Origin of the sequence: Mesorhizobium sp. (assembly GCF_017306585.1) — a bacterium.
Lineage (GTDB): Bacteria > Pseudomonadota > Alphaproteobacteria > Rhizobiales > Rhizobiaceae > Mesorhizobium.
This window is the reverse complement of sequence record NZ_JAFKIC010000191.1, coordinates 18,360-27,954: the sequence shown is the minus strand read 5'-3', so window position 1 is coordinate 27,954 and position 9,595 is coordinate 18,360. Positions and strand designations below refer to the sequence as shown.

At 65.3% G+C, this 9,595-nt stretch carries 13 protein-coding genes; 7 read left to right on the top strand and 6 right to left on the bottom strand.

Annotation, left to right across the window (positions count from 1 at the left end; genetic code table 11):
* Positions 1-344: SAM-dependent methyltransferase (locus J0I79_RS23420; protein WP_292864651.1), on the bottom strand; the 344-nt coding region annotated here is incomplete at its 3' end.
* A 223-nt stretch (positions 345-567) separates the two neighbouring features.
* Here J0I79_RS23420 and J0I79_RS23415 point away from each other — a divergent pair.
* Entirely contained in the window at positions 568-804 is a 237-nt protein-coding gene (locus J0I79_RS23415) for a hypothetical protein (protein ID WP_292864648.1), read from the top strand.
* A gap of 7 nt (positions 805-811) precedes the next feature.
* Positions 812-1,000: a hypothetical protein gene (locus tag J0I79_RS23410; protein ID WP_292864645.1), complete on the top strand. Its 189-nt coding sequence runs from the start codon at positions 812-814 to the stop codon at positions 998-1,000.
* A gap of 15 nt (positions 1,001-1,015) precedes the next feature.
* Here the strand turns inward: J0I79_RS23410 and J0I79_RS23405 are convergent, their stop codons facing one another.
* From J0I79_RS23405 to rph, 5 genes are all read right to left on the bottom strand, one after another.
* A complete protein-coding gene (locus J0I79_RS23405; RefSeq protein WP_292864642.1) occupies positions 1,016-1,339 on the bottom strand; it encodes a low molecular weight protein tyrosine phosphatase family protein in 324 nt (107 codons plus the stop codon).
* Between the two features lie 9 nt (positions 1,340-1,348).
* On the bottom strand, positions 1,349-2,527 hold the full coding sequence (gene hemW / locus J0I79_RS23400; protein WP_292864639.1) for a radical SAM family heme chaperone HemW: 1,179 nt from the start codon (positions 2,525-2,527) through the stop codon (positions 1,349-1,351).
* Positions 2,524-3,171, bottom strand: a complete 648-nt coding sequence (gene rdgB, locus J0I79_RS23395; RefSeq protein WP_292864636.1) for an RdgB/HAM1 family non-canonical purine NTP pyrophosphatase — start codon at positions 3,169-3,171, stop codon at positions 2,524-2,526. Before rdgB ends, hemW begins: the two co-directional genes overlap by 4 nt.
* A complete protein-coding gene (locus J0I79_RS23390; protein WP_292864633.1) occupies positions 3,171-3,581 on the bottom strand; it encodes a VOC family protein in 411 nt (136 codons plus the stop codon). The genes rdgB and J0I79_RS23390 overlap by 1 nt, the downstream gene beginning before the upstream one ends.
* Positions 3,582-3,764: 183 nt before the next feature.
* Entirely contained in the window at positions 3,765-4,481 is a 717-nt protein-coding gene (gene rph / locus J0I79_RS23385) for a ribonuclease PH (protein ID WP_275917783.1), read from the bottom strand.
* 188 nt (positions 4,482-4,669) lie between these two features.
* Here rph and hrcA point away from each other — a divergent pair, with 188 nt between their 5' ends.
* The 5 genes from hrcA (at position 4,670) to cysK (ending at position 9,574) form a co-directional block, all read left to right on the top strand.
* Positions 4,670-5,767: a heat-inducible transcriptional repressor HrcA gene (gene hrcA, locus J0I79_RS23380; RefSeq protein WP_292864627.1), complete on the top strand. Its 1,098-nt coding sequence runs from the start codon at positions 4,670-4,672 to the stop codon at positions 5,765-5,767.
* Between the two features lie 28 nt (positions 5,768-5,795).
* Positions 5,796-5,993 carry a hypothetical protein gene (locus J0I79_RS23375; protein ID WP_292864624.1) on the top strand — a complete coding sequence of 66 codons (198 nt, stop codon included), beginning with the start codon at positions 5,796-5,798 and terminating at the stop codon, positions 5,991-5,993.
* A gap of 150 nt (positions 5,994-6,143) precedes the next feature.
* Positions 6,144-7,466 carry a sorbosone dehydrogenase family protein gene (locus tag J0I79_RS23370; RefSeq protein ID WP_292864654.1) on the top strand — a complete coding sequence of 441 codons (1,323 nt, stop codon included), beginning with the start codon at positions 6,144-6,146 and terminating at the stop codon, positions 7,464-7,466.
* 280 nt (positions 7,467-7,746) lie between these two features.
* Entirely contained in the window at positions 7,747-8,364 is a 618-nt protein-coding gene (locus J0I79_RS23365) for a LysE family translocator (protein WP_292864621.1), read from the top strand.
* Positions 8,365-8,593: 229 nt separating this feature from the next.
* Entirely contained in the window at positions 8,594-9,574 is a 981-nt protein-coding gene (gene cysK, locus J0I79_RS23360; protein ID WP_292864618.1) for a cysteine synthase A, read from the top strand.
* Positions 9,575-9,595 lie beyond the last annotated feature (21 nt).

The following is a 9,595-nucleotide window of genomic DNA, read 5'->3' as shown; positions in this document are numbered from 1 at the left end:
TAGCCGGGGTCGGACACAAGCGGCGTGCCGGCATCGGAAATCAGCGCCACGCTCTGTCCGCCTTCAAGCGCGCCGATCAGCTTTGGCCCGGCCTCGCCGGCATTGTGCTCGTGATAGGCCGTGGTGCGACGGCGGATGCCGTAGCGGTCGAGCAGCACGCGCGAGACGCGCGTGTCCTCGCAGGCGACGATATCGGCGGCGGCCAGCGTCTCCAGCGCGCGCAGCGTGATGTCGGCCAGATTGCCGATCGGCGTCGCGACCAGATAGAGAGCCGGCTCGAGCGGGCGGGCCGCGATCTCGGTCTGTCCGATCACATAGCTGCGCTTGCCCGTCTCTTCCGTCACCGATGCCGTCTCCGTTCAGCCCGTCTGGCCTGCCAAATCTTGTTTGGCACGGCTGGCGCGGGGTTGCAAAACTCACGGCGATGTAAGGTGGCCGCCATTCCTTCGCCACAGTAGGGAACGAAACGGGGTCTGGCAGATTTAGCCCCTGATTCCCAAGAGGCGGATGGTTCCAGGTCGAATCGACCTGGAACCTGAATCCGCCTCCTGATCAAGCAAGTGGAGCATGATGTCGTCCGAAAACCGCTTCGCACTTTTCGGCATCATGCTCTCGGAGGACAGGATGGACAGCCTGACGATACAGGACGCTTTCGCGCCCTACTATGCCGGCCGGGACCGTAACGTGCCCCAGGACAAGCGGCTGACTGCCAGGATCGGCCCGGCCGGGAGGCCGGCTTCGATCGCATTGCCCAGCAACACGAAACTTTCCGACAACGAACCAGACAGCACGACGGAGCACTGACCGGACGATGCCCAATCGCTTCGATATCTTCATCACCCGTCTTGAAACCAAGAGCGCCCGCGACGGCGTGCCGCCACATCCGATGACCGCGCCGCACAGCGTGCGCCGCGACAAGGCCGACGGCAAGCCGGCCCGGAGCGGCGAATCGCATGCGGAGAAGGATCGCGCCAAGCGCCGCTTCAAGCACGACGCCTGAGGAGGCGCTCGGCCTTCAGCCGAGATATCGCGAGACCTTCGCCTCCAGCAGCCGCACCAGCACCGGATCCATGAATTCGTAGTCGTCCGGTATGTCCAGGCAGATGATGCGGGCCTTCTTCAGGCTGGCCTTGAATTTCTTCTGCAATTTGGCGCGGTGCGCCTTTTCCATGACGAAGATGATATCGGCCCAGCCGACCAGTTCATGCGTCAGCGGCGTGTCGGCGTCGTGGTTTGTTCCCGCCGACGCCACCTCGATATCCCTGCGTTTGGAAAACACCTGCTCGGCGGTCGGGCTGCGCAAGCGGTTCTGGCTGCAGACAAAGAGGATATTTCTCATCAGCGGCACTTACCGCGCCAGGTCCGCGACCACCGCGTCAAGCACGATCATGCCGGCCGGCGTGGCGCGGAGCCGAGCGTTGCCGATCGGCGCCACCAGCCCTTCGCCCTGCAGCACCGACAGACGCGCCGTGGACAGGCCGCGTCCCGAAAACGCCTCGTAGCGCGCGAGGTCGATGCCTTCGGCGAGCCTCAGCCCCATCAGCAGGAATTCGTCGGCCTCTTCCGAGCGCGTCAGGATCTCGCCGCCGGTGACGCCATGGCCCTTGGCCTCGACCAGATTGGCCCAGGTTTCCGGCATCCGCTCGGCGATGGTGACGACGCGGTGGCCGTTCTCGACGAAGCGGCCATGCGCGCCAGGGCCGGCGCCGACATATTCGCCGTAGCGCCAGTAGGTCAGGTTGTGCCGGCTTTCCGCGCCAGGCTTGGCGTGGTTGGAAATCTCATAGGCCGGCAGGCCGTGCGCGGCCGTAACCTCCTGCGTCAGCGCGTAAAGGTCGGCGGCGTGGTCGTTGTCGGGAATGACGAACTTCCTGGCCGCGTGCAGCGCGTGGAAGGGCGTGCCTTCCTCGATGGTCAACTGGTAGAGCGACAGATGGTCGGCGGCATGCCCGATCGCCTGCTCGAGCTCGGCCTGCCAGTTCTCAGGCGTCTGGCCCGGCCGCGCATAGATCAGGTCGAAGGACAGGCGCGGAAAGATTTCGCGCGCCAGGCCGATGGCGTGCAGCGCCTCATCGACATTGTGCAGCCGGCCAAGGAAGCGCAGATCCTTGTCGTTCAACGCCTGCACGCCGAGCGAGACGCGGTTGACGCCCGCCGTCCGGTAGCCGCGAAACCGCTCGGCCTCGACCGAGGACGGGTTGGCCTCCAGCGTCACCTCGATGCCGCCGGGCACCGTCCAGTTCTTCGCCACGGCGTCCAGCACCCTGGCCACGGTCTCCGGCTTCATCAGCGAGGGCGTACCACCGCCAAGAAAAATGCTGGTGACCTCACGCGGCCCGGTGCGCTGTCGCATCGTCGCCAGTTCGGCCTCGAAGGCGGCGGCAAAGCGCTCCTGGTCGACCGGATGGTGACGGACATGGCTGTTGAAGTCGCAATAAGGGCATTTGGCCGCGCAGAATGGCCAATGCACATAGACGCCGAAGCCGGGGCTGCGGTCGAGCGGCATCGTCGTGCTGGCCCCGATCATGCCGATCCGAGGCGGGCGCGAGCGAATTTCTGGAAGGCGCGGGCGCGGTGCGACAGCGCCGTCGGCTGGCCGGGCTTCCAGCCGTGTTTTTCCTCAGCGCTCATCTCGCCGAACGTCTTGTCGAAACCATCGGGCAGGAACACCGGATCATAGCCGAAGCCAAGCTCGCCGCGCGGCGGCCAGACCAGCGTGCCCTCCGCCTCGCCGCGATAATATTCGGCCTCGCCATCGGGAAACGCCAGGCAGATGACGGCGACGAAGCGCCCGGTGCGCTGCTTTGGCGACGCGGCGCCGACTTCCTGCATGGCCACTTCGGTGCGCTGCATGGCCATGGCGAAATCGCGCGAACCATCGGGCTTCTCGGCCCAGTTGGCGGTGTAGACCCCGGGCGCGCCGTCGAGCGCGTCGACGCACAGGCCGGAATCGTCCGACAGTGCCGGCAGGCCGGTCGCCTGGGCGGCCGCGAAAGCCTTGATATAGGCGTTTTCCTCGAAGGTGGTGCCTGTCTCGTCGGGCTCGGGCAGGCCATACTCCTTGGCCGACCTGGCCTCGAAGCCGAACGGCCCCATCAGGTCGGCGAATTCGCGCAGCTTGCCTTCATTGTGGCTGGCGACAACGATTTTCTTCCCGTCAAGTGAATGCATCAAAGGCCCCAGATTTTCGGCTCGGCGAATTCGATCGAATTGCCCGAGGGGTCACGTATATAGAGCGAACGGCCGCCTTGCGGCCACTCGAACTCGCTTTCGATGGCGATGTTCTTCGCCTGGAGATGTGCTTTCCAGGCCGCGAGTTCGTCAGCGGTCGCCGCGAAGCAGAGATGACCCTCGCCGACCGTGCCGTGCGGCGGCACTTTCAGCCGCGCGTCGGGCGCCGGCGGGATTTTGGTGGCTTCGGCGTTGAAGACGAGCAGAACGCCGGGGCCACAGCGGAAGAAGAGGTGCCGGCCTTCGACCTTGCCGAGGAGGGTGAGGCCGATGATGTCGCGGTAGAAGGTTTCGGCGGCATTGAGATCAGTGACGTAGAGCGCCGATTCCAGGATTGCGGAGGGTATCACGAGGCCCCCCTCTCTGCCCTGCCGGGCATCTCCCCCTCAAGGGGGGAGATTGGCAGCTTCGATGCCGCCGCGCGTCTTGCAACGCTGGAGATTGGCGAAAGCCGTGGTGACATCCAATCTCCCCCCTTGAGGGGGAGATTGCCGGCAGGCCAGAGAGGGGGGCCCAGGCTCGGCATTGAAATCCTACGCCACCGCCATCTGCTGCAGGCTGACCAGCCGGGAAATACCCTTCTTGGCCAGGCCCATAAGCTCCGCGAACTGTTCCTCGGAGAAAGGCTCGCCCTCGGCGGTGCCCTGGATCTCGACGATGCCGCCCTTGCCGGTCATGACGAAATTGGCGTCGGTGCCGGCGGCGGAATCCTCGAGATAGTCGAGATCGATGACCGGCTGGCCGTCATGGATGCCGCAGGAAATCGCCGCGACATGGTCTTTCAGCACTTTCGAGACGCTGGCCATCTGACGGGCTTCCATCCAGCGCAGGCAGTCGTAGAGCGCGACCCAGCCGCCGGTGATCGACGCGGTGCGCGTGCCGCCATCGGCCTGGATGACGTCGCAGTCGACGGTGATCTGCTGTTCGCCGAGCGCCTGCAGGTCGACGACGGCGCGCAGCGAACGACCGATCAGGCGCTGGATTTCCAGCGTGCGGCCGCCCTGTTTGCCGGCGGAGGCCTCGCGGCGCATGCGCTCGCCGGTCGAACGCGGCAGCATGCCGTATTCGGCCGTCACCCAGCCCTTGCCGGAATTGCGCATCCAGCCCGGCACCTTTTCCTCGAGGCTCGCTGTGCAGAGCACGTGGGTGTCGCCGAACTTCACCAGGCACGAGCCTTCGGCATGCTTGGAGACGCCGCGCTCGAAGGAGATGGCGCGCATTTCGTCGAACTGGCGTTTGGAGGGGCGCATTCAGGCTCTTTCCCGTTTTCTCAAGATCGGTTTTTTGAATCGTGGCCGGCTTGTAGCCCCAGCGGGCCCATGGCGCAAAGAAAAACGGCTCGCGACGGCAAGCCCAGCACGAGGTCCGACGCGAGCGCGACCGGGTTGCGCGGGCAATGGGGGAGTCTATATCTTGAGGTTGGAGGTTTTTGGCCGCGATGACCAAGGCAGTCGATCCCACTATCCAGTCGTCCGCGCTTCAGTCGCCGGTCCTTCAGGCGCTGGACATGCGTTCGCGCGATATATTCCGGCGCATCGTCGATTCCTATCTCAGGGACGGCGAGCCCGTGGGGTCACGCAGCCTGTCGCGCATCCTGCCCTCGTCACTGTCGCCGGCCACGATCCGCAATGTGATGAGCGATCTCGAACATCTCGGCCTGATCTACGCGCCGCATATTTCCGCCGGCCGGCTGCCGACGCAGGCGGGCCTGCGTTTCTTCGTCGATGCCTTCATGGAACTTGGCGATCTTTCCGACGAGGAGCGCCGCGCCATCGAGGCGCAGGTTCGCGCGTCCGGTTCGGGCGCAACGCTGGAGCACATGCTGACCGAGGCCAGCCAGATGCTGTCGGGCATGTCGCGCGGCGCCGGCCTGGTGCTGGCCGCCAAGAACGAAGTCGCGCTGAAGCATATTGAGTTCATCCAGCTCGAACCGACCAAGGCGCTGGCGGTGCTGGTGTCGCAGAACGGCGATGTCGAGAACCGGGTCGTCGACCTGCCCGCGGGCATCACCGTCTCGCAGCTGCACGAGGCTTCGAACTTCCTCAACGCCCATATCAGGGGCCGCACGCTGGTCGAGGCGCGCGCCGAGATCGCCCGCATCAAGGAAGAGACCCGGGCAGCCCTCGACACGCTGTCGCAGGACCTGGTCGAAAAGGGGCTGGCGGTGTGGGCGGGCGCCGAAAGTGGCCTGCCGGCGCGGCTCATCGTGCGCGGCCGCGCCAACCTGCTCGAAAACGTCACCGCCCAGGCCGATATCGAGCTGCTGCGGCATCTGTTCGAGGACATGGAAACCCAGGACGGGCTGATCCAGTTGCTCGACCTCGCCGAGCAGGGATCGGGCGTGCGCATCTTCATCGGCTCCGAGAACAAGCTGTTCTCGCTGTCGGGCTCTTCGCTGGTGGTCGCGCCCTACCGCGACAAGGATGCCCGCGTCGTCGGCGCGCTCGGCGTCATCGGCCCGACACGGCTCAACTATGCCCGCATCGTGCCGATGGTCGATTACACGGCGCAACTCATATCGCGCATGCTGCGTTGAGGCTCCGTCAACAATCGAGGAGACGAGGATGGCACTCGAAGCGATCAAGGCCCAGATCAGCCTGCTGATGGAGGAAATGGTCAACCAGCCGGAGGATATCAGCGAGGTGCAGGAGCAGTTGCGCGAAAAACTGCGCGAAATGCGGGCCATGGGCCTGCCGCTGCCGGCCGATCTCGTCGAGCTCGAGGCGCGCCTCGACAGCGACCTCGACGCCAGCGAAGCCTGAGCAACCGCGCTTCAACTCGGCGTGTGGCACGGAACAATCCGAGATGCCGGCCGTTGCCTCCCGACGCGGCCAGGGCGGTGCGGCGGCCACGCCTGGAGGACTGTCATGATCCGATTTATCGCTCTCGCGGCCATTCCGGCCTGCCTTCTGATGGCCGGCTCGGCCCTGGCCGCCGATCAGCCCGCGCTGAAAGGCTCCGCCGCCTTCGGCGACTGGCGCGCCGACAAGCCCGGCGTGCGCCGCCTGATCAGGCCGGAAGATCTGCCCAAGCCCTATGCCACCAAATCGGCCTCCAACAGCGCCGGGCTTGCCGACATGCCGGCGGATGCGAAGCCCCTGCTGCCGCCAGGCTTTTCGGCTGAGATGATCGCATCCGGCATCGACAATCCGCGCGTCGTGCGCGTGGCGCCGAACGGCGACCTGTTCGTCGCCGACAGCGAAGCCAATCAGGTCCGGGTCTATCGCCTGGCCGAGGGTGGCGCAAAACCTGCCGAGCAAGGCATCTTCGCCGGCAATCTCAACCAGCCCTACGGCATCGCCTTCTATCCCCCAGGCAATGATCCGCAATGGGTCTATGTCGCCAACAGCGACAGCGTCGTGCGATTTCCCTACAGGAGCGGCGACCTCAAGGCTTCGGGCGATCCGCAGACAATCGTCGCCAACATCCCGTCAAATCATCATTGGACACGCGATATCGCCTTCTCGCCGGACGGCAAGACGCTCTATCTCTCCGTCGGCTCGGGCTCAAATGTCGCCGAGGACATGAGCAAGGCACCCGAGGGCGGGCTCGAAGCCTGGATCAAGTCGAAGCCGCTTGGCGCGACATGGGGCTCCGAGGAGGGCCGCGCCGACGTGCATGCCTTCGACCCGGACGGCAAGAACGGTCGCATCGTCGCCACCGGCCTGCGCAACTGTTCGGGCATGACCGTCCAGCCGGCGACGGGCGCGCTTTGGTGCGTGGTCAACGAGCGGGACGCGCTCGGCGACAACGTGCCGTTCGAATATGCGACGGCGGTCAGGGAGGGCGCTTTCTACGGCTGGCCCTGGTATTATATCGGCGACCATGAGGATCCGCGCCACAAGGGCGCGCGCCCCGACCTCGCCGGCAAGGCAACCATTCCGGACGTGCTGATGCAGGCCCATTCGGCGCCGCTCAACATCGCCTTCTATGATGGCAGGGATCTGCCCGCCGACACCGGTTTTCCCGCGGAATACAGAGGCGATGCATTCGTGGCCCTGCACGGATCGTGGAACCGTGCCAATCGCACTGGCTACAAGGTCGTCCGGCTCAAGTTCAAGGACGGCAAGCCGACCGGCGAGTATGAGGACTTCATGACCGGCTTCGTCGTTTCCAGCGGCGAGGTCTGGGGCCGGCCGGTCGGCGTCGCGGTGGCGAAGGACGGCGCGCTTGTCGTCACCGAGGACGGCAACGGCACCATCTGGCGCGTCACCTACAGCGGCGGGCGATCCTAGCGGCCGCGGGCAAGCGCAGGCCCCCTCACCCGGATTGCCAAATCCGAATTGCGAAGAGCAATTCGGGACAATCCGACCTCTCCCCGCTGGGGAGAGGAGCTGCCGGCGCTGGTGCCATCTCTCTTCTCCCCACCGGGGAGAAGGTGGCCGCGAAGCGGCCGGATGAGGGGGCCTCGTAGAGCAAAGACCGCGCGATGTCTGGTGCAATGGATTCCGAACCCCGGGAATTCAACCCTGATCCGATTCATGCGATAAGGCGTTCCAATTTGAGACCGTCGCCATGACCCTCACCGGCTTCCTCGCCTACAGCGCCGCTCTCGGCATCGCCGCCGCCATTCCCGGTCCCGGCGTCACCGCGCTCGTCGCGCGGGCGCTCGGCTCCGGCTTTCGCTCCTCGCTCGCCATGTCCTTCGGCCTGATGCTCGGCGATCTCACCTACCTGACCGCCGTGGTGCTTGGGCTCGCCTTCGTGGCGCAGACCTTCGGCATGGTGTTCCTGGCCATCAAATGGGCCGGCGTCGCCTATCTGGCCTTCCTCGGCTGGCGTTTCTGGACCGCCGGCATCACGCCCGAGACGGTCGAGGCCCGGAAAGGCAAGGGCGGGTTGATGTCGAGCTTCCTCGCCGGCCTCACCGTGACGCTCGGCAATCCCAAGACGATGATCTTCTACCTCGCCATCACACCGACCATCGTCGACCTGAAGACGATCACGCTTGCCGACTATGGCATTCTCGCCGCGCTGACGGTGGTCGTGCTGTTCGTCGTGCTGGTGCCTTATCTGGCGCTCGCCGCCAAGGCGCGCTGGTTCCTGAAATCGCCGCGCGCGCTGAAGATGCTGAACCGCACTGCGGCCGGCTTCATGGTCGGCGCGGCAGCGGCGATCGCCGCCCGGCAATAAGACCGTTCGCGCCAAAAGATTCCAGATCGGGGCCGTTTCGGAAAACGCTTTTCCGGGACATCGCCTCTTTAGACATGCGCTCCACTCGGATATTTTCCGCCGACGGTCTATCTTGCGCGATCGAAGATCCTATCCTACCGGCTGAGACGCCAATCGGCTGAACCCTGCCACTTGCCTGAGTTCTCACTTGCCTGAATTCTCACTTGCCTGAATCCTGGGAGCGAAACCAATGAACAAGCCCGTTACCTCCGCCCGTGTGCCCGGCCGCGGCCGCATCTACGATTCGATCACCGACACGATCGGCGACACCCCGCTGGTACGGCTCGACAAATTCGCCAAGGAAAAAGGCATCGTCGCCAGGCTCGTCGCCAAGCTCGAATTCTTCAATCCGATCGCCTCGGTCAAGGACCGCATCGGCGTGGCGATGATCGAGTCGCTGGAGGCCGCGGGCAAGATCACGCCCGGCAAGACGACGCTGATCGAGCCGACCTCGGGCAATACCGGCATCGCGCTCGCCTTCGCCGCCGCAGCCAAGGGCTACAAGCTGATCCTGACCATGCCCGAGACGATGTCGATCGAGCGCCGCAAGATGCTGGCGCTGCTGGGCGCCGAACTGGTGCTGACCGAAGGGCCGAAAGGCATGAAGGGCGCCCTCGCCAAGGCCGACGAACTGGCCGCGACCATCCCCAACGCCATCATTCCGCAGCAGTTCGAAAACCCGGCCAACCCGGAAATCCACCGCAAGACGACGGCGGAAGAGATCTGGAACGACACCCATGGCGAGATCGACATCTTCGTTGCCGGCATCGGCACCGGCGGCACCATCACCGGCGTCGGCCAGGTGCTGAAGAAGCGCAAGCCTTCGGTGCAGGTCGTGGCCGTCGAGCCGGAAGCCTCGCCGGTGCTGTCGGGCGGCCAGCCCGGCCCGCACAAGATCCAGGGCATCGGCGCCGGCTTCGCGCCAAAAATCCTCGACACCACGGTCTATGACGAGATCGTCAAGGTCTCGAACGAGGATTCGGTCGCCAATGCCCGGCTCATCGCCCGCCTCGAGGGCGTGCCGGTCGGCATCTCGTCGGGCGCCGCCCTGCAGGCCGCGATCGTCGTCGGCTCGCGCCCGGAGAACAAGGGCAAGACGCTGGTCGTGGTCATCCCGTCCTTCGCCGAACGCTACCTGTCGACCATCCTGTTCGAAGGGCTGGGGGCTTAGGCCCGGCCAGCGTTCACGCCC

Bases quoted from the DNA above. Each gene is read 5' to 3' on its own strand.
- J0I79_RS23375 (WP_292864624.1), top strand. From the start codon at position 5,796: ATGGCACTCGAAGCGATCAAGGCCCAGATCAGCCTGCTGATGGAGGAA.
- hemW (WP_292864639.1), bottom strand. From the start codon at position 2,527: ATGATCGGGGCCAGCACGACGATGCCGCTCGACCGCAGCCCCGGCTTC.
- J0I79_RS23365 (WP_292864621.1), top strand. From the start codon at position 7,747: ATGACCCTCACCGGCTTCCTCGCCTACAGCGCCGCTCTCGGCATCGCC.
- J0I79_RS23410 (WP_292864645.1), top strand. From the start codon at position 812: ATGCCCAATCGCTTCGATATCTTCATCACCCGTCTTGAAACCAAGAGC.
- J0I79_RS23370 (WP_292864654.1), top strand. From the start codon at position 6,144: ATGGCCGGCTCGGCCCTGGCCGCCGATCAGCCCGCGCTGAAAGGCTCC.
- hrcA (WP_292864627.1), top strand. From the start codon at position 4,670: ATGACCAAGGCAGTCGATCCCACTATCCAGTCGTCCGCGCTTCAGTCG.
- rph (WP_275917783.1), bottom strand. From the start codon at position 4,481: ATGCGCCCCTCCAAACGCCAGTTCGACGAAATGCGCGCCATCTCCTTC.
- J0I79_RS23405 (WP_292864642.1), bottom strand. From the start codon at position 1,339: ATGAGAAATATCCTCTTTGTCTGCAGCCAGAACCGCTTGCGCAGCCCG.
- cysK (WP_292864618.1), top strand. From the start codon at position 8,594: ATGAACAAGCCCGTTACCTCCGCCCGTGTGCCCGGCCGCGGCCGCATC.
- rdgB (WP_292864636.1), bottom strand. From the start codon at position 3,171: ATGCATTCACTTGACGGGAAGAAAATCGTTGTCGCCAGCCACAATGAA.
- J0I79_RS23415 (WP_292864648.1), top strand. From the start codon at position 568: ATGATGTCGTCCGAAAACCGCTTCGCACTTTTCGGCATCATGCTCTCG.